We start from the raw sequence: 19,425 nt of genomic DNA, 5'->3' as shown, positions 1-19,425 counted from the left end.
ATAGGAGGGCTGACACATGCCGGGCCCCGCACACGCTTCATTTCTTGCAGGCCCGTCTTCCGCGTCTCGGGCGTCTTTTCCAGGTTTTAGCTCGCGGGTGTTGTTCGATTGCGCAGGTCATGCCGTCTCAGCCCATGACCCAACCATAATCGAGGAGCTCCTGAATGACGCTGTCCCGTCTTACGACCATCTCCCTGGCCACGGCCCTGTGCGCTTTCGGCGCCGCTGCCAACGCTGAAACCGTCAAGATTGCCATTGCCGGCCCCATGAGCGGCTCCGTTGCCCAGTACGGCGACATGGTCAAGGCTGGTGCGCTGACTGCCATCGAGCAGATCAATGCCGCCGGCGGCGCGGGCGGCAACAAGTTCGAAGTGGTGATGATGGACGACGCCTGCGAACCGAAGCAGGCCGTGGCGGTAGCCAACAAGATCGTCAGCCAGAAGATCCATTACGTGATCGGCCACGTGTGCTCGGGCTCGACCATCCCGGCTTCGGACATCTACGAGAACGAAGGCATCGTCATGGTGACGCCGTCGGCCACCGCGCCGCAGCTGACCGAAAACAAGAAGCGCAAGTTCATCTTCCGCACCATCGGCCGCGACGACCAGCAAGGCCCGGCTGCTGCCCAGTACATCATCACCAAGATCAAGCCCAAGAAGGTCGCGATCCTGCACGACAAGCAGTCGTACGGCCAGGGCATTGCCTCGTCGGTGAAGAAGGACCTGGAAGCCGCCAAGATCCCCGTGGCTGTGTTCGAAGGCGTGAACGCCGGCGATTCGGACTACTCCGCCGTCATTACCAAGCTCAAGTCGCAAGGCGTGGACTTCGTCTACTTCGGCGGCTATCACCCGGAAATGGGCCTGCTGCTGCGCCAGGCGCGCGAGCAGGGCGTCAAGGCGACCTTCATGGGTCCTGAAGGCGTGGGCAACAAGGACGTGACGGCCATCGCCGGCGCGTCTTCGGAAGGCATGCTGGTCACGTTGCCGGCCGACTTCTCCGCCGATCCGTCCAACGCCGCGCTGGTCAAGGCCTTCGCCGACAAGAAGCGTGACGCCAACGGTCCGTTCCAGATGCCGGCCTACGCCGCGGTCCAGATCATTGGCGACGCCATCGCCGGCGCCAAGAGCACCGATCCGACCAAGGTTGCCGCGTACATGCACAAGAACGCCTTCCAGACTCCGATCGGCAAGGTCGAGTACGACGCGCAGGGCGACCTGAAGTCGTTCAAGTTCGTTGTGTTTACCTGGCACAAGGACGCCACCAAGACCGCTGCCAACTAAGCCGCACATTGGCTTTGCGCGCCCCGCTCATGGCTTGAGCGGGGCGTTTTGGTATCGGGGTCCGGTTGCCCGGCCGGCGCGGTTTATCCGCCGCGCCCGGGGCCTGGGCATATCCGGCATTACGGAGCCGGCCCGGCGCTTGCGCACGTCCTGCAACGCCGGCGTCTCCAGCTTCAAAGTTATGGGGCTTCCCGCATGAACGAGTTCCTTCCACAGTTTACCCAGCAGCTGGTCAATGGCCTGACGCTGGGTGCGATCTATGCGCTGATCGCCATTGGCTACACCATGGTCTACGGCATCATCGGCATGATCAATTTTGCCCACGGCGAGATCTATATGATCGGCGCCTACGTGGGCCTGGTGACGCTCACCGCCATCGGCGCGAGCGCGGGCTATCCGCTGCCGCTGGTGCTGGGCGCCGCCTTGCTGGTGTCCGTCCTGGTCACCGGTTTGTATGGTTTTGCCGTGGAGCGCGTGGCCTACCGGCCCCTGCGCGGCGGTCCGCGGCTGGTGCCGCTGATCTCCGCCATCGGCATGTCGATCTTCCTGCAGAACTATGTGCAGATCGGGCAGGGCGCGCGCGACATGTCCGTGCCGGTGCTGATCTCCGGCGCCATCGAGTTTCAGATGGGCAGTGACTTCACCGTGACCATGCCGTATTCGCGCCTGCTGATCGTGGGCGTGACGCTGGTGCTGATGATCGCGCTGACGCTATTTATTGGCCACTCGCGCATGGGCCGCGCCTGCCGTGCCTGTGCCGAAGACATGCGCATGGCCAACCTGCTCGGCATCGACACTAACCGCGTGATCTCCTTCACCTTCGTGCTGGGCGCGATGCTGGCGGCGGTGGGCGGCGTGCTGATCGGCCTGACCATCGGCAAGCTCAACCCGTATATCGGCTTCGTGGCCGGCATCAAGGCCTTCACCGCGGCCGTACTGGGCGGCATCGGCAGCATCCCGGGCGCCATGCTCGGCGGCGTGCTGCTGGGCTTGGCCGAGACCTTTGCCTCCGGCTATATGCCGGCCGAGTACAAGGACGTGGTGGCGTTCGGCCTGCTGGTGCTGATCCTGCTGTTCCGCCCGACCGGGCTGCTGGGCAAGCCTGACGTTGAAAAGGTGTGAGGACGCTATGACACAAGCTATTTCTACGCCAATCAGTTTGGCGCAGGGCGCGCCGGCAGGGCAGACCCTGAAGAACGCCATCGTCGCGGCCGTGATGACGGCCATCCTGACCATTCCCGTGCTGGGGCTGCAGTTGAAGCTCGATGGCTACAAGGTCGTGCTCGAGCCGCACTGGAAGCCGGTGTGGCTGGCGGTGGGTGCGGTCTTCCTGTTCCAGCTCTTCAAGCCGCTGTTCCAGCGCGCCACGGCCGGCGTCAAGGTGCCGAGCCTGCCCGCGCTGGGCGCGACCCAGCAGCGCAAGGTGATCTGGCTGCTGCTGGCGGTTGGCCTGGTGTTCCCGTTCTTCGGCTCGCGCGGCGCGGTGGACGTGGCCACGCTGGCGCTGATCTACGTGATCCTGGGCCTCGGCCTGAATATCGTGGTGGGCTATGCCGGCCTGCTCGACCTGGGCTACGTCGGCTTCTACGCGGTTGGCGGCTACACCTACGCGCTGCTCAACCAATACTTCGGGCTGACCTTCTGGGAGTGCCTGCCGATCGCCGCCGGCATGTCGGCGCTGTTCGGCTTCGTGCTGGGTTTTCCGGTGCTGAGGCTGCGCGGCGACTACCTGGCCATCGTCACGCTGGGCTTCGGCGAGATCATCCGCCTGCTGCTCAACAACCTGACCAGCCTCACCGGTGGACCGGACGGCGTGTCGGGCATCCCGAAGCCGACCGTGTTTGGCATCGAGATGGCGCGCAGTTCGAGCGTGGAAGGCGTCAAGACCTTTCATGAGTTGCTGGGCTGGGACTACAGCGGCGAGCACATGGTGATCTTCCTCTACCTGCTGGCGCTGCTGCTGGTGGGCTTCACGCTGTTCGTCACCAGCCGGCTGATCCGCATGCCGATGGGCCGCGCATGGGAAGCCCTGCGCGAGGATGAAATCGCCTGCCGGTCGCTGGGCTTGAACCCGACCCGCATCAAGCTGTCGGCGTTCACGCTGGGCGCGGCCTTCGCCGGCCTGGGCGGCGCGTTCTTCGCCGCGCGCCAGGGCCTGGTCAATCCCGAATCGTTCACCTTTATCGAGTCCGCGCTGATCCTGGCGGTGGTGGTGCTGGGCGGCATGGGCTCGCAGCTGGGCGTGATCCTGGCCGCTATCCTGCTGACCGCGCTGCCGGAAATGGCGCGCGGCTTTGCCGAGTACCGCATGCTGATTTTCGGCCTGGTGATGGTGCTGATGATGATGTGGCGTCCGCAGGGCCTGCTGCCCGCGAGCCGCCCCCATGTGGAGTTGCCGCAATGAGCCAAGTTCAATCAGCGGAACTGCTGAAAGTCTCCGGCCTGCAGATGCGCTTCGGCGGCCTGCTGGCGGTCGACGGCATCGATTTCGATGTGCGCCGCGATGAGGTCTTCGCCATCATCGGCCCCAACGGCGCGGGCAAGACCACGGTGTTCAATTGCGTGGGCGGCTTTTATAAGCCCACCGCCGGCGAGGTCATGCTGGACGGGCATTCGATCGCCCGCCTGCCGAGCCACCAGGTGGCGCGCCGTGGCCTGGTGCGCACGTTCCAGAACATCCGCTTGTTCAAGCAACTGACGGTGGTCGAGAACCTGCTGGTGGCGCAACACCTGCAGGTACGCTCCGGGCTGCTGCGCGGGCTGTTTGCCACGCCGGCCTACCGCCGTGCCGAGCGCGAGGCGCTGGAGCGTGCCGCGCTGTGGCTCGAGCGCATGGGGCTGCGTGGCGTGGCCAACCGCGAGGCGGGCACGCTGTCGTATGGCCACCAGCGCCGGCTGGAAATCGCGCGCTGCATGATCACCAATCCGCGCCTGCTGATGCTTGACGAGCCGGCTGCCGGCCTCAACCCGCAGGAAAAGGTCGAGCTGTCGCAGCTGATCGACCAGTTGCGGCGCGAGCACAAGATCTCGGTGCTGCTGATCGAGCACGACATGAGTCTGGTGATGGGCGTGTCCGACCGCATCCTGGTGATGGAACACGGCCGCCCGATCCTGGTCGGCAAACCGGCCGAAGTGCGCAACGACCCGCGCGTGATCAAGGCTTACCTGGGAGAGGACTGATGCTGAAGCTGGAACAAGTCCATACCCATTACGGCGCGATCGAAGCGCTGTCTGGCGTATCGATTGAGGTGAACAAGGGCGAGATCGTCACGCTGATCGGCAGCAACGGCGCTGGCAAGACCACGCTGATGATGACCGTGTGCGGCTCGCCGCGCGCGTCGAGCGGGCGCGTGATGTTTGAAGGGCAGGACATCACGCGCCGTCCCACGCACGAGATCATGCGCCTCGGCATGGCGATCTCGCCGGAGGGGCGGCGCGTGTTTCCCAGCCTGACGGTGCTGGACAACCTGAAGATGGGCGCCTTCTTCGGCAAGCGCGACGAGATCGAGGCGGGCGTCGAGCACGTCTATAAGCTCTTCCCACGGCTCAAGCAGCGCTCCACGCAACGCGCCGGCACCATGTCCGGCGGCGAGCAGCAGATGCTGGCCATCGGCCGCGCACTGATGAGCCGGCCCCGCCTGCTGTTGCTGGACGAGCCGACGCTCGGCCTGGCACCGCTGGTGATCGCACAGATCTTCGACATCATCCGGACCATTCGTGACGAGGGCGTCACAGTGTTCCTGGTCGAGCAGAACGCCAACAAGGCGCTGGGCGTGGCGGATCGCGGCTATGTGCTGGAGACGGGGCGCGTGGTGCTGGCGGACACCGGCGCCAATCTGCTGGCCAACGACCGCATCAAGAGCGCTTACCTGGGCGGTTGAGCCCAGTTTTTCTCCCGCTCACCCGCCTGGCGGGCGAGCGGGAGAAGACCCTCGCCATTCCCCCTTTTCGCCATCGGCGAAATCCCCCTTTCGCCAATCACATTACATTTCCGCCGCCGCGCAGGCCGGCCACGGCCCGGTCGCGCGCTATCGCTGTGGCATAATCGATTGTGAAGTCAAGCATCGCAGCAAGCCGCATTTCGTTGCCCGCGTTCCTGCGAAAAATCCCCCAAACTACCGCGCGACGCCGCCAACCGTGCTGTACCAAACGGTCCCGGCCCGCCCCCCCTGCATCATGGCCAAGACGCTTTACGACAAACTTTGGGATGACCACACCGTGCACGTCGAGGATGACGGCACCACGATGCTGTACATCGATCGCCATCTGCTGCACGAAGTCACCAGCCCGCAGGCGTTCGAAGGCCTGAAGCTGGCGCAGCGCCCGGTCTGGCGCATCAGCGCCAACCTGGCGGTGTCGGACCACAACGTGCCGACCACGGATCGTAGCCAGGGCATTGCCGATCCGGTGTCGAAGCTGCAGGTGGATACGCTGGATAACAACTGCGACGCGTACGGCATCACCCAGTTCAAGATGAACGACCTGCGCCAGGGCATCGTGCACGTGATCGGGCCGGAGCAGGGCGCTACGCTGCCGGGCATGACGGTGGTCTGCGGCGATTCGCATACCAGCACGCACGGCGCGTTTGGCGCGCTGGCGCACGGCATCGGCACCTCCGAGGTGGAGCACGTGCTGGCCACGCAGACGTTGCTGGGCAAGAAGGCCAAGAACATGCTGGTGCGCGTGGAAGGCAAGCTGCCGCGCGGATGCACCGCCAAGGACATCGTGCTGGCGGTGATCGGCAAGATCGGCACCGCGGGCGGCACCGGCTACACCATCGAGTTCGCCGGCTCGGCCATTCGCGACCTGAGCATGGAAGGGCGCATGACGGTGTGCAACATGGCCATCGAGGCGGGCGCGCGCGCTGGCCTGGTGGCGGTGGACGATGTCACGCTCGAGTACGTCAAGGGCCGCCCGTTCTCGCCGCAGGGCGTGGAGTGGGAGCAGGCTGTGGGCTACTGGCGCACGCTGCATTCGGACGCCGGTGCGCATTTCGACCAGGTGGTCGAGCTGCGCGCGGAAGAGGTCCGTCCGCAGGTGACCTGGGGCACCTCGCCCGAGATGGTGGTCAGCATCGAGGACCGCGTGCCGGATCCCGAGAAGGAAAAAGACCCGAACAAGCGCAACGCCATGGAGCGCGCGCTCGAGTACATGGGCCTGCAGCCCAACGTGCCAGTGGACAGCATCAAGATCGACAAGGTCTTTATCGGTTCCTGCACCAACTCCCGCATCGAAGACATGCGTGCCGCTGCGTGGGTCGTGCAGAAGCTGGGGCGGCGCGTGGCGTCCAACGTGAAGCTGGCGATGGTGGTGCCGGGCTCGGGCCTGGTCAAGGAGCAGGCCGAGCGTGAAGGGCTGGACAAGGTCTTCAAGGCCGCGGGTTTTGAGTGGCGCGAGCCGGGCTGCTCGATGTGCCTGGCCATGAACGCCGACCGCCTGGAGGCGGGCGAGCGCTGCGCGTCGACTTCGAACCGCAACTTCGAAGGGCGCCAGGGCGCGGGTGGCCGGACTCACCTGGTGAGCCCGGCGATGGCCGCCGCGGCCGCCATCGAAGGCCACTTCGTCGATATCCGCCAGCTCAGCTAATTCGCGCAGGCTCATCATGAAACAAGCCCTGATTGTGTTGCTCGCATGCCTGGGCATGCTGCAACTGGCCGGCTGCCATACGATGGCCGGCCTTGGCAAGGACACACAGGCCGCAGGCCGCTCGCTCGAAAGCGCGGCAAAGAAGTAAGGAACCGACCATGGACAAGTTCACTGTACACAGCGGGCTCACGGTGCCGCTGGACCGCGAGAACGTCGACACCGACGCCATCATCCCCAAGCAATTCCTCAAGTCGATCAAGCGCACCGGCTTTGGCCCGAACCTGTTCGACGAATGGCGCTACAAGGATGTGGGCCAGCCCGGGCAAGACAACAGCCTCCGCCCGCTGAACCCGGACTTCGTGCTCAACCAGCCGCGCTACCAGGGCGGCTCGATCCTGCTGGCCCGCCGCAACTTCGGCTGCGGCAGCTCGCGCGAGCACGCTCCCTGGGCGCTGACGCAATATGGCTTTCGCGCCGTGATCGCGCCGAGCTTTGCCGACATCTTCTTCAACAACTGCTACAAGAACGGCCTGCTGCCGGTGGTGCTGACCGAGTTGCAGGTCGACCACATCTTCAACGAGACCAATGCGTTCAACGGCTACAAGCTGACCATCGATCTCGATAAGCAACTGGTGGTCACGCCGGGCGGCAACAGCTACCCGTTCGACATCGCGCCGTTCCGCAAGTACTGCATGCTCAACGGCTTTGACGATATCGGCCTGTCCCTGCGCCATGCCGACAAGATCAAGGCGTACGAGGCAGAGCGCGTGGCCAGGATGCCGTGGTTGAACAACCGCGTGGTCGGCTGAGGCCGGCTGGTACGCTGAGACGCTGAGACAAAACAAGGAAGACAAAGCATGAAAATCGCAGTCCTGCCGGGTGACGGCATCGGTCCCGAGATCATCGCGGAGGCCGTCAAGGTCCTGAACGCGCTCGACGAAAAATTCGAGATGGAAACCGCCCCGGTGGGCGGCGCCGGCTACGAGGCCAGCGGCCATCCGCTGCCCGACGCCACGCTCAAGCTGGCCCAGGAAGCCGACGCCATCCTGTTCGGCGCCGTGGGCGACTGGAAGTACGACAAGCTGGATCGCCCGCTGCGTCCCGAGCAGGCCATCCTCGGCCTGCGCAAGCACCTGCAGCTGTTCGCCAACTTCCGTCCGGCGATCTGCTATCCGGAACTGACTGGTGCGTCCAGCCTGAAGCCCGAGCTGGTGGCCGGCCTGGACATCCTGATCGTGCGCGAGCTGAACGGCGACATCTACTTTGGCCAGCCGCGCGGCATGCGCGAAGCCCCGGACGGTCCTTTCAAGGGCGCACGCGAAGGCTTCGATACCATGCGCTACAGCGAGCCGGAAATCCGCCGCATCGCCCACGTGGCCTTCCAGGCCGCGGCCAAGCGCGGCAAGAGGCTGTGCAGCGTGGACAAGGCCAACGTGCTCGAGACTTTCCAGTTCTGGAGGGACGTCGTGATCGACGTGCACAAGGAATACCCGGAAGTCGAGCTGTCGCACATGTACGTGGACAACGCGGCCATGCAGCTGGTCAAGGCGCCCAAGAGCTTCGACGTGATCGTCACCGGCAATATGTTCGGCGACATCCTGTCGGACGAGGCTGCCATGCTGACGGGTTCGATCGGCATGCTGCCGTCGGCTTCGCTGGACGCCAACAACAAGGGCCTGTACGAACCGTCGCACGGCTCCGCTCCGGACATCGCGGGCAAGGGCGTGGCCAATCCGCTGGCCACCATCCTGTCGGCGGCGATGATGCTGCGCTTCTCGCTGAACCGCGCCGAACAGGCCGACCGCATCGAGAACGCCGTCAAGAAGGTGCTGGCCCAGGGCTATCGCACCGGCGACATCCTGACGCCGGGCTGCAAGCAAGTCGGCACGCGTGAAATGGGCGAGGCCGTGCTCGCGGCCCTGTAAGCCGCATTAAAGTTAAAAAGGCGCCGCATGCGGCGCCTTTTCTTTCATTTGTCCCCGATTTCCCCCGTGTGGCAGCGCCACAAAATCGTGTAGACTTCGCGAATGGTCCGAATCTTCCAGTCCCCCTCGACTGCCATCGCCGCCCCGGTTGCTACCCGCAGCCCGGTTGGCCTGGGTTCGCACGGCCACCCGCTTACCGCAACGACGATTAAAACCATTACTACCAAAACGATCGGCTAGATCGTTCGTCGTGCCTGCTCGTCTTCCCCGCGCAGTCACGTCGGGCGAGGAAAGCGCGGGGAAGTTCAAATCACATCCGAGGTTAGTCATGATTGTAGGTCTCGTCGGCTGGCGAGGAATGGTCGGCAGCGTCCTGATGCAACGCATGCAGGAAGAGCGCGATTTCGACCATATCGAGCCCGTATTCTTCAGCACGTCCAACGCTGGCGGCCAGGCTCCGGCCATGGCCAAGAATGAAACCAAGCTCAAGGACGCGAACGACATCGAAGCGCTGAAGAAGTGCGACGTTGTCCTCACCGCCCAGGGCGGTGACTACACCAACGAGATTTTCCCGCAGCTGCGCGCAGCTGGCTGGAAGGGCTACTGGATCGACGCGGCGTCCTCGCTGCGGATGAAGGACGATGCCATCATCGTGCTGGATCCGGTCAACCTTGGTGTCATCAAGGACGCGCTGGCGAAGGGCGTCAAGAATTTCATCGGCGGCAACTGCACGGTCAGCTGCATGATGATGGGCCTGGGCGGCCTGTTCCAGCACGACCTGATCGACTGGATGACGTCCATGACCTACCAGGCTGCTTCGGGCGGTGGCGCGCAGCACATGCGCGAGCTGCTGACGCAGTTCGGCACGCTCAACGCGTCGGTCAAGTCGCTGCTGGATAACCCGGCATCGGCCATCCTGGAAATCGACCGCACCATCCTGGCGACCCAGCACGGCCTGTCCGCGGACGAAACCAAGCAGTTCGGCGTGCCGCTCGCTGGCAACCTGATTCCCTGGATCGACAAGGACCTGGGCAACGGCGTGTCGAAGGAAGAATGGAAGGCCGGCGCCGAGACCAACAAGATCCTGGGTCGCGGCGAAGGCTTCCTGGGTGCGACCGGCGCTGCGCCGATCGCCGTGGACGGCCTGTGCGTGCGCATTGGCGCCATGCGCTGCCATTCGCAGGCGCTGACCATCAAGCTGCGCCGCGACGTGCCGCTCGATGAGATCGAAGCCATGCTGGCCGAAAACAACCAGTGGGCCAAGGTGGTGCCGAATACCCGTGAGGCCAGCATGACCGACCTCACGCCGGCCGCCGTGACCGGCACCCTGACCATTCCGGTGGGACGCCTGCGCAAGATGCAGATGGGCGGAGAATACCTCTCGGCCTTCACCGTCGGCGACCAGCTGCTGTGGGGCGCCGCCGAGCCCCTGCGTCGTATGCTGCGCATCCTGATCGAAGCCTGAGCCAGGGACTTGCTCCCAAGCAGCGCTTGAGTCATGTCTTGGTCCATGTCTTGAGGCTCCGCGCAAGGCCTCCGTGGTTCCGTTGCAGCAAGGCAACAGAAACCACGGGCTTTGATAACAACGCCGCGCCTGTGCGCGGCGTTGTCACGCCCAGCCGCCTATTTTTCCCGGTGTTGCGTCACAATACAGGCGGCATATGCCGGGCTGCGGGGCGGTCATCCGCACGTCCGTACAAGTTGGCGCGGGGCTCAGTCGGGACGCTAACTTGCTGCGCTAAACCATTGATGTTAAGTTAATTTCACTACTAGAACACAACGGAGCACAAGGTGAGTGTGAGCCAACATCGCCGGAAAGATGCGCCTACCGCCCGCCAGCGCTGGTCAACGCTGGCCTTCACGGCACTCGGTTTGCTGCTCGCGCAGCCGGCCGCGTATGCCGCGGGGTTCGGGCAATTGCGGGTACAGTCGAATCTGGGTCAGCCGCTGCAAGCGGAAATCGATATTAGCGGCGTCAGTGCGGAAGAAGCGGACGGCCTGGCCGTCAAGCTGGCGTCGCCCGATGCATATGCCAAGGCCGGCCTGACATATCTGCCTGCGGTCAGCAGCCTGCGGCTGCAGGTCGAGCGCCGCCCCAATGGGAGCTATGTGGCACGGGTCCGGTCAACCCAGCCGCTCAGCGAGCCCTTTGTCGACATCCTGGTCGACATGACATGGGCGAGCGGCAAGGTGTCGCGCGCGTATACCTTCCTGCTGGATCCGGCAGGAGCCAAGCCTTCCAACCAGACATTCTCGCCAACCACCGTAGTGCAGGCGGGCACGCCCGACGAATCGGGCGCCACCAGCCCGGCGGCGCCCGCGCCAAGCGCCGCGCCCGTGCCCGCGCCGTCGGTGCAGGCTCCGCCTCCCGTGGCGGCCAGCCCGGCGCCACGGCCCCAGGCCAAGGCTCCAGCGCCGCGTGCGCACCGCGCCGCCACGCAGGCTTCGGCGGACGGTGCTGCCGCGGCTGGCGGCACCTACACCGTGCAGCGAGGCGACAACCTCTCCGCCATTGCCGGCGAGGCGTCCCAGGGACAGGATTCGGTATCGCTGGACCAGATGCTGGTCGCGCTTTATCGCAACAATCCGAACGCCTTCGTTGGCGGCAATATGAACCGCCTAAAGGCGGGCGCCGTGCTCAAGGTGCCTAGCCAGCAAGAGGCGCAATCGGTCACGCCCCGCGCGGCACGCCGCGAAGTGGTGGCGCGCACGCAGGGCTTCGACGCTTACCGCAGCCGCCTGGCTACGGCGGCGGCGGGGCGCTCGGTCGAGGCCGGTAGTGGCCGCGAACAGTCGGGCAACGTCACCGCGCGCGTGCAGGAACAGGCCGCCCCGGCCGCCGGCCCACGCGACGAGCTCAAGCTCAGCAAGCCCGATCGTGCCAGCCAAGCTGCTGCCGCTGCGGCAACCGAAGCCACTATCGCCAAGGAGCGCCAACTCAAGGAGGCCGAGGCACGCCTCGCGCAGCTTGAGAAGAACGTGACCGACATGCAGCGGCTGGTCGAGCTGAAGAACGCCGAGATCGCCAAGCTGGCCCAGGTACAGAAGGGGGCGGGCAAGGACTCGGCCGCCGCACCTGCAGCTCCCGCCGCCGCACCTGCCGTGGTTCCGGCTGAGGCCGCTAAGGCCGACGCTGCCGCGCCGGCCCCGGCCCCGGCAACGGCCAGCGCTGGCGCCAGCGCGGCCACGGCCGCCGCGGCAGCGGCGCCGCTCGCAGCATCCCCGGCGTCCGCGCCTGCGGCCACCGCTGACGCCAGTAGTGCTGGCACGAATGCCGCGGACGCCACCGTTGCGGCTGCCGCCAGGCCTGCTGCCGCTTCCGCGCCTGCCGCCAAGCGCCCGCCGGTCGTGACGCAGCCCGCGCCGGTGGCCCAGCCGTCCTTCATCGAAGACCTGCTTGCCAATCCGATGCTGCTGCCAGGCGGCGGACTCTTGATTGCCCTGCTGGGCGGCTACGCGATCTATCGCCGGCGCCAGCAACAGAAGACCAGCGACAGCGCGGCCTTCGGGGACAGCATCCTGTCGCAGGAAAGCACCGTCATGGCCGGCGGCAATTCGCTGTTCGGCACCGCGGGCGGGCAGAGCGTGGACACCTCGCAGCACAGCGTGTTCGGAGCGGATTTCCGCATTGGCAACAATGCCGCGGAAGCCAACGAGGTCGATCCGATCGCCGAGGCCGATGTCTATATCGCCTACGGGCGCGATGTGCAGGCCGAGGAAATCCTGCGCGAAGCCTTGCAGCAAAACCCTGAGCGCCAGGCGATCCGCCTCAAGCTCATGGAGATTTACAACACTCGTCAGGATGTGGAAGGTTTTCGCGTGATTGCAGAAGAAATGTTCGCCCAGACTGGAGGACACGGGGCGGAGTGGACACAGGCAGCGGAGATGGGGCGTAGCCTCGATCCGAACAATGCCTTGTACTTGAATGTGGCGCCCGATGTCGCGTCGGTTGACACCACTACCTTGCCGGCCGATCAGTGGCGCACCCACGATCCGTCGCAAGACCTGGCGGCGGCACCGCGTGAAACCCCGCTGGCGGACCTGGCAGACTTCGCGCTGCCGCTGGATGGGTTCCCCGCGCCGGCAGCCGGTGCGCCGATCACCGCGCCCGAGTCCGCCTCGCGCGTGTTCGGCAATGGCGAGGCGGCGCCTTCGGCGCTAGCCGCGCGCCTGGACGATGGCCTTGGCCTGGATCTGCCCGAGGCCGATGCCATCGGTGCTCATGACGGTCATGACGACATCCCGGCGCTGGATTCGCCTACGCGTAGCCGTCCGCTCGACTTCGACATGTCCGGCATCTCGCTGGACCTCAGTCCGGCGGGCCATGCCGACGCGCGTGCCGACAGCCCGGCGCAAGTGCATGACGAGGCACGTTCCTCGTTCGGCTCGTCCCTGCCGGCGCCGACCATGCTGCGCGACGGCAAGCTGTCCGAGCCGATCGATCTGTCCCGCGTGAGTGCGGAAAGCGGGCTCGACACGGCGCGCGGCATCTCGCCGAGCACGTTGTCGGCCGACTCCGCCGATGGTGGCCGCGACATGCAGATCAAGTTCGACCTGGCCCGCGCCTATATCGAGATCGGCGACAAGGAAGGCGCGCGGGAATTGCTGCAGGAAGTGGTGGAGCAGTCGCAGGACCCGCTGCTGACCGAAGCCAAGACTTTGCTGCGGGACGTGGCCTGACAGCCAAGCTGTAGAATGGCGGGCTGTGCGCAAGCGATGCGCCCGGCAGCTCGCCACCAATGCGCCGGGAGCGTGGCTCCCGGCGCATTTGTTTTTTTGCGAGCCGGCAGCCGGGCGATCCTCATCGGCGCCGCGCCGTTTTCGCTAGCTCCCGTTGATCGTCAATTTCCGTCGTCAATTTCCGCCCCATGACCCGCATTGCCCTCGGCCTCCACTATGACGGCGCCGCCTTCTCCGGCTGGCAGTCGCAACCGCACCGCAATACGGTGCAGGACCGGCTCGAGGACGCCATCGCGCAGTTCGCCGGCAGCCGGGTGCCGACCACGGTGGCGGGCCGCACCGATACCGGCGTGCACGCGCTCGGCCAGGTGATCCACATCGACACCGAGCTGACGCGCGAACCGTTTTCCTGGGTGCGCGGCGTCAACGCCTTCCTGCCGCCCAGCATCTCGCTGCAATGGGCAAAGCCGGTGGACGACAGCTTCCATGCGCGTTTCCTGGCCTTCGAGCGCATGTATTACTACGCGCTCTACGTGGGGCCGCACCGTGTGCCGCTGGTGCACGGCAGGGCGGGCTACCTGATGCTGCCGCCAGGCAAGGGCCTGGACGTCGACGCCATGCGCACGGCCGCGGGCTGCCTGCTGGGCGAGCACGATTTCTCGGCCTTTCGCGCCGCCGAGTGCCAGGCGAAGTCGCCGGTCAAGACCATGTACGACATCACCTTGAAGGCCGACGGCGACTGGTTGTTCGTGCGCTTTCGCGCCAGCGCCTTCCTGCACCACATGGTGCGTAACCTGATGGGTTGCCTGGTGGCGGTAGGGCGGGGGCGCAACCCGCCGGAGTGGCTGGCCGAAGTGCTGGCAGGGCGCAACCGCGCCAAGGCAGCGCCCACTTTCATGCCCGACGGCCTTTACCTGGCCGGGGTGAAGTATCCTGAGCAGTACCAGATCCCGGTCGCCGAGACGGCCGCCAGCCTGTTTCATGGAGTGTTTGCCAATGACCCAGTTGCCTGAAGCAGGCAGTGCGCCGAGCCGCACCCGCATCAAGATCTGCGGGCTGACGCGCGAGGACGATGTCCGCGCCGCGGTCGATGCCGGCGCCGACGCGATCGGCCTGGTGCTCTATCCGGGCAGCCCGCGCTTTGTCGAGGTGGCACGCGCCGCAGCGCTGGCCGAAGCCGCCGGCCCCTTCGTGTCGGTGGTGGGCCTGTTCGTCAATGCCGAGGCCGATCATATTGCCCATGTGGTGGAGCGTGTGCCGCTTACGCTACTGCAATTCCACGGCGACGAGCGCCCCGAGGACTGCACCCTGGTGGCCCAGCGCTGCCGGCTGCCGTTTCTGCGTGCGGCACGCGTGCAGCCGGGCCTCGATTTGGTAGAATTCGCGGATCTGCATCGTGATGCCGCTGCCTTGCTGCTTGATGCCTTCGTCGAAGGCTACGGCGGTGGCGGGCACGTCTTCGACTGGACCCTGATACCCCCGGCATGGCTTCCGCCCACCCACAACCCGACCGCAAGCGCCGCTCCTCGGATCGTTTTGAGTGGTGGGTTGAACGCGCAAAACGTCGCTGGCGCGATTGAGCGCGTGCGGCCCTACGCTGTCGATGTAAGCAGCGGCGTGGAGGCTGCCAAAGGCGTGAAAGACCACGCCAGGATTGCCGCCTTCGTGCGCGCGGTGCGCAGCGCGGATGCCGGGTGAGTCAAGTTGCCGTCCAGGCGCTCGGCCTCCCGCATATCCCCCGCAAACCGCACCTGCCCCGCGCACGACCCTAACGTCATCGGGCCCCTGCCAGAACGGCAAGGGCCCCGTTCAGAAGAGCTGACTCATGTACGACCTGCCCGATTCCCGTGGCCATTTTGGCCCCTATGGTGGTTCCTTTGTATCCGAGACCCTGGTGCACGCGCTGGACGAACTGCGCGAAGCCTATGCGCACTTCCAGAAGGATCCTGAGTTCGACGCGGAGTACCGCCGCGAGCTGAAGCATTTCGTCGGCCGCCCCTCGCCGATCTATCACGCACAGCGCTGGAGCGAGATGCTCGGCGGCGCGCAGATCTATCTCAAGCGCGAAGACCTCAACCACACCGGTGCCCACAAGATCAATAACGTGATTGGCCAGGCACTGCTGGCCAAGCGCATGGGCAAGCCGCGCGTGATCGCCGAGACCGGCGCCGGCCAGCACGGCGTGGCCACCGCGACCATCGCCGCGCGTTTCGGCATGGAGTGCGTGGTCTACATGGGCTCGGAAGACGTCAAGCGCCAGGCTGCCAACGTCTACCGCATGAAGCTGCTGGGTGCCACCGTGGTGCCGGTGGAAAGCGGCTCCAAGACCCTCAAGGACGCGCTCAATGAAGCCATGCGCGACTGGGTCACCAACGTCGAGAACACCTTCTACATCATCGGCACCGTGGCCGGCCCGCATCCTTACCCGATGATGGTGCGCGACTTCCAGTGCGTGATCGGCGAAGAGGCCAAGGTGCAGATGCCGGAGATGACGGGCCGCCAGCCCGATGCCGTGATCGCCTGCGTGGGTGGTGGCTCCAATGCCATGGGCATCTTCTATCCGTACATCGAGCACAAGGATGTGCGCCTGATCGGCGTGGAAGCCGCCGGCGACGGCCTGGAAACCGGCCGCCACGCCGCCGCGCTGATCGGCGGCTCACCGGGCGTGCTGCACGGCAACCGCACCTACCTGCTGCAGGACGCCAACGGCCAGATCATCGAGACCCATTCGATCTCCGCCGGCCTGGACTATCCCGGCGTCGGCCCCGAGCACGCATGGCTCAAGGATATCGGCCGCGCCGAGTATGTCCCGATCACCGATGAGGAGGCGCTGAAGGCTTTCCACGACTGTTGCCGCATCGAAGGGATCATCCCGGCGCTGGAGTCCAGCCACGCGATCGCCTACGCCTGCAAGCTCGCGCCCACGCTGCCCAAGGACAAGCTGCTGCTGGTGAACCTGTCCGGCCGTGGCGACAAGGACATGCATACCGTGGCCGAGCGTTCGGGGCTGACCCTCTGATGCGCGACTTTCTCCCGCCGGGCGCCGCTGAAGGCGGCGCCCCGTCCGCGCCCATCGCCGCACCGCAACTGACGCTCTACCAGGAAGACGTGCTGGAAGGCATCAAGCGCATTGCCGACGGCTCCATCGACCTGATCGTGGCTGATCCGCCCTATGGCCTGGGCAAGGACTACGGCAATGACTCCGATCGCCTGTCCGGGGACGCCTACCTGGAATGGTCCGCGAGCTGGATCGATGCGGTGGTGCCCAAGCTGGCGCCGCGCGCCTCGCTCTACCTGTTCTGCACCTGGCAATACTCGCCGGAGCTGTTCGTGATGCTCAAGCAGCGCCTGACCATGATCAACGAGATCATCTGGGACCGGCGCGTGCCGAGCATGGGCGGCACCACGCGCAAATATTCCTCGGTGCACGACAACATCGGCTTTTTTGCCCGGGCCCGCGACTACTACTTCGACCTCGACCCGGTGCGCGTGCCGTACGACGCCGAGACCAAGAAGGCGCGCAGCCGTCCGCGCTTCGAGGGCAAGAAGTGGCTGGAGGTTGGCTATAACCCTAAGGACCTGTGGAGCGTGCCGCGCATCCACCGGCAGGATCCGGAGCGCGCCAATCACCCGACCCAGAAGCCGTTGCATATCGTGCAACGCATGGTGCTGGCCAGCTGCCCGCCGGGCGGGCTGGTGCTCGATCCGTTCACCGGCAGCGGCACCACGGCCGTAGCCTGCGCGTTGCACGGGCGCCGCTTCGTCGGCTTCGAGATGAATCCCGACTATGTCGACGTGGCGCGCGCGCGCGTTGCGGCATGCATCACTACGCCGCAGGCCGCGCCCGCTACCCTGAACATCGCAGCCGCGAACGATGAGCCCCTGCTGGCTGCCTCGTCCACGCCGCTGCCCACTCTCGCTCAATGACCATGTCCCGAATCAAAACGACTTTCGCGGCGCTGGCCGCGCAGAACAAGAAGGGCCTGATTCCGTTCATCACCGCTGGTGACCCCGAGCCCGGCCTGACCGTTGCGCTGATGCACGCGCTGGTGGCGGGCGGGGCCGACGTGATCGAGCTTGGCGTGCCGTTTTCCGACCCGATGGCCGACGGCCCAGTGATTCAGCGTGCCTCCGAGCGCGCGCTTGCGCAGGGCGTGACGCTGACCAAGGTGCTGGCCTGGGTGGCCGAGTTCCGCCAGACCAACGCGGCGACACCCGTGGTGCTGATGGGCTACGCCAACCCGATCGAGCGCATGGGCGAGGAAACCTTCGCCAAGGCCGCGCGCGCCGCCGGTGTCGATGGCGTGCTGGTGGTCGACTATCCGCCCGAGGAGTGCGAGTCCTTCGCCGCGCAGATGCGTGCCAACGAGATGGACCCGATCTTCCTGCTGGCGCCGACTTCCACCGACGATCGCATCGAAGCCGTGGCCAAGCTGGCCAGCGGCTACCTGTACTACGTGTCGCTCAAAGGCGTAACCGGTTCGGCCACCATCGACCTCGACAGCGTGGCCGAGCGCATTCCGCTGATCAAGCGCCATGCCAACCTGCCGGTGGGCGTGGGCTTCGGCATCCGCGACGCGCAGACCGCGCGCACGATCGGCAGCGTGGCCGACGCCGTGGTGATCGGCAGCCGCCTGGTGCAATTGCTGGAAGATGCGCCGCGCGACCAGGCGGTACAATCGCTGCGGTCGTTCATCGCGGAAATCCGCCAGGCGCTGGATGCCTGAATGTGATTGAAGTGCCGCTGCCCGTGTCGACGCACGGGCGGTGAATCCAGCAAAAAACACGGATTTTGACGGCCGTTGTGCCGCAACAGGCGTATCGCCCCGGCGGAATGGGGACTGCGGACCGCAGGCATGGTAAATTCGCGGCCTGACATGTTCCGCACATGTGCCGAAAGGAGCCTTTCATGAGCTGGTTGGATAAACTCCTCCCTCCCAAGATTCAACAGACCGACCCCTCCACCCGCAAGGGCATTCCGGAAGGGCTGTGGGTCAAGTGCCCGTCGTGCGAGTCGGTGTTGTACCGGACCGACGTCGAGGCCAACCTCCACGTCTGCCCCAAGTGCGACCACCATATGCGCATCCGCGCCCGCGCCCGCCTCGACGGGCTGCTGGACGCCGAAGGCCGCTATGAAATCGGCCAGGAAATCCTGCCGGTCGACGCACTGAAGTTCAAGGACACCAAGAAATACCCGGACCGCATCAAGGCCGCCATGGACGACACCGGCGAGACCGATGCCATGGTCGTGATCGGCGGCGCCATCCACACCATTCCGGTCGTGGTGAGCTGCTTCGAGTTCGAATTCATGGGCGGCTCCATGGGCTCGGTGGTGGGCGAGCGCTTCGTGCGTGGCGCCCAGGCGGCGCTGGAGCAGAAGGTGCCGTTCATCTGCATTACCGCCACGGGCGGCGCACGCATGCAGGAAAGCCTGCTGTCGCTGCTGCAGATGGCCAAGACCACGTCCATGCTGAACCAGCTGTCGAATGCCAAGCTGCCGTTCATCAGCGTGTTGACCGATCCCACCATGGGTGGTGTTTCGGCCAGCTTTGCGTTCCTGGGCGATGTGGTGATTGCTGAGCCCAAGGCGCTGATCGGCTTTGCCGGTCCCCGCGTGATCGAGCAGACCGTGCGGGAGAAGCTGCCTGAGGGCTTCCAGCGGGCTGAATTCCTGTTGCAGAAGGGTGCGATCGATATGATTGTCGATCGTCGCAAGCTGCGGGATGAGTTGGCGCAGTTGCTGGCTTTGCTGCAGAAGCAGCCGGCGGATGCGGTGGCATAAGGGTTGGGTTGGTTGATGGTGATCAGGCGCGGGCGGTTGTTCGCGCTTTTTCGCTTTTTGGGGTGACGGGTGGTGGGTGATGGGCTTAGTTGCAGCTGCTTAACTGCTTAACTGCAAAGTCAAAGGCAGTTTCACCTCCCCTGCGGGGAGGCGACCTACTTTCTTGTCTCGC

Annotated in this window: 17 protein-coding genes; all 17 read left to right on the top strand. The window is 65.4% G+C overall.

Annotation, left to right across the window (positions count from 1 at the left end):
* The first annotated feature begins 164 nt into the window (after window positions 1-164).
* Window positions 165-1,280 (top strand): branched-chain amino acid ABC transporter substrate-binding protein, encoded by a 1,116-nt coding sequence (locus tag AC07XB_RS36930; RefSeq protein WP_492832826.1) that lies wholly within the window; start codon window positions 165-167, stop codon window positions 1,278-1,280.
* A 195-nt stretch (window positions 1,281-1,475) separates the two neighbouring features.
* Window positions 1,476-2,402: a high-affinity branched-chain amino acid ABC transporter permease LivH gene (gene livH, locus AC07XB_RS36925; RefSeq protein WP_492832828.1), complete on the top strand. Its 927-nt coding sequence runs from the start codon at window positions 1,476-1,478 to the stop codon at window positions 2,400-2,402.
* A 7-nt stretch (window positions 2,403-2,409) separates the two neighbouring features.
* Complete coding sequence (locus tag AC07XB_RS36920) at window positions 2,410-3,684, top strand: high-affinity branched-chain amino acid ABC transporter permease LivM (protein WP_492832830.1); 1,275 nt, start codon at window positions 2,410-2,412, stop codon at window positions 3,682-3,684.
* The gene (livG, locus tag AC07XB_RS36915; protein ID WP_043348014.1) at window positions 3,681-4,460 is read left to right on the top strand and encodes a high-affinity branched-chain amino acid ABC transporter ATP-binding protein LivG; all 780 of its coding nucleotides are present in this window, start codon (window positions 3,681-3,683) and stop codon (window positions 4,458-4,460) included. Before AC07XB_RS36920 ends, livG begins: the two co-directional genes overlap by 4 nt.
* On the top strand, window positions 4,460-5,161 hold the full coding sequence (locus AC07XB_RS36910) for an ABC transporter ATP-binding protein (protein ID WP_043348012.1): 702 nt from the start codon (window positions 4,460-4,462) through the stop codon (window positions 5,159-5,161). The genes livG and AC07XB_RS36910 overlap by 1 nt, the downstream gene beginning before the upstream one ends.
* A gap of 295 nt (window positions 5,162-5,456) precedes the next feature.
* Window positions 5,457-6,866, top strand: coding sequence for a 3-isopropylmalate dehydratase large subunit (gene leuC / locus AC07XB_RS36905; RefSeq protein WP_174428408.1), 1,410 nt, complete (start codon window positions 5,457-5,459; stop codon window positions 6,864-6,866).
* Between the two features lie 16 nt (window positions 6,867-6,882).
* The gene (locus AC07XB_RS36900) at window positions 6,883-7,014 is read left to right on the top strand and encodes an entericidin A/B family lipoprotein (protein WP_006161612.1); all 132 of its coding nucleotides are present in this window, start codon (window positions 6,883-6,885) and stop codon (window positions 7,012-7,014) included.
* 10 nt (window positions 7,015-7,024) lie between these two features.
* Window positions 7,025-7,675: a 3-isopropylmalate dehydratase small subunit gene (leuD, locus tag AC07XB_RS36895; protein ID WP_150993316.1), complete on the top strand. Its 651-nt coding sequence runs from the start codon at window positions 7,025-7,027 to the stop codon at window positions 7,673-7,675.
* Between the two features lie 48 nt (window positions 7,676-7,723).
* Window positions 7,724-8,791, top strand: a complete 1,068-nt coding sequence (leuB, locus tag AC07XB_RS36890; RefSeq protein WP_492832832.1) for a 3-isopropylmalate dehydrogenase — start codon at window positions 7,724-7,726, stop codon at window positions 8,789-8,791.
* 328 nt (window positions 8,792-9,119) lie between these two features.
* Window positions 9,120-10,256 carry an aspartate-semialdehyde dehydrogenase gene (asd, locus tag AC07XB_RS36885; RefSeq protein ID WP_043348001.1) on the top strand — a complete coding sequence of 379 codons (1,137 nt, stop codon included), beginning with the start codon at window positions 9,120-9,122 and terminating at the stop codon, window positions 10,254-10,256.
* 326 nt (window positions 10,257-10,582) lie between these two features.
* Window positions 10,583-13,471, top strand: a complete 2,889-nt coding sequence (locus AC07XB_RS36880; protein WP_493688185.1) for a motility hub landmark protein FimV — start codon at window positions 10,583-10,585, stop codon at window positions 13,469-13,471.
* 188 nt (window positions 13,472-13,659) lie between these two features.
* Complete coding sequence (gene truA, locus AC07XB_RS36875; RefSeq protein ID WP_492376529.1) at window positions 13,660-14,484, top strand: tRNA pseudouridine(38-40) synthase TruA; 825 nt, start codon at window positions 13,660-13,662, stop codon at window positions 14,482-14,484.
* Complete coding sequence (locus AC07XB_RS36870; protein WP_492376528.1) at window positions 14,468-15,169, top strand: phosphoribosylanthranilate isomerase; 702 nt, start codon at window positions 14,468-14,470, stop codon at window positions 15,167-15,169. Before truA ends, AC07XB_RS36870 begins: the two co-directional genes overlap by 17 nt.
* A 127-nt stretch (window positions 15,170-15,296) precedes the next feature.
* Entirely contained in the window at window positions 15,297-16,490 is a 1,194-nt protein-coding gene (trpB, locus tag AC07XB_RS36865; RefSeq protein ID WP_492376527.1) for a tryptophan synthase subunit beta, read from the top strand.
* Complete coding sequence (locus tag AC07XB_RS36860) at window positions 16,490-17,398, top strand: DNA-methyltransferase (protein ID WP_043347990.1); 909 nt, start codon at window positions 16,490-16,492, stop codon at window positions 17,396-17,398. Before trpB ends, AC07XB_RS36860 begins: the two co-directional genes overlap by 1 nt.
* Window positions 17,399-17,400: 2 nt before the next feature.
* Entirely contained in the window at window positions 17,401-18,198 is a 798-nt protein-coding gene (gene trpA / locus AC07XB_RS36855) for a tryptophan synthase subunit alpha (protein WP_492376526.1), read from the top strand.
* Window positions 18,199-18,380: 182 nt separating this feature from the next.
* Window positions 18,381-19,253 carry an acetyl-CoA carboxylase, carboxyltransferase subunit beta gene (gene accD, locus AC07XB_RS36850; RefSeq protein ID WP_043347984.1) on the top strand — a complete coding sequence of 291 codons (873 nt, stop codon included), beginning with the start codon at window positions 18,381-18,383 and terminating at the stop codon, window positions 19,251-19,253.
* Window positions 19,254-19,425 lie beyond the last annotated feature (172 nt).

This window comes from Cupriavidus sp. GW821-FHT02F09, from assembly GCF_059421605.1.
This window is presented reverse-complemented; position numbering and strand designations above follow the sequence as displayed.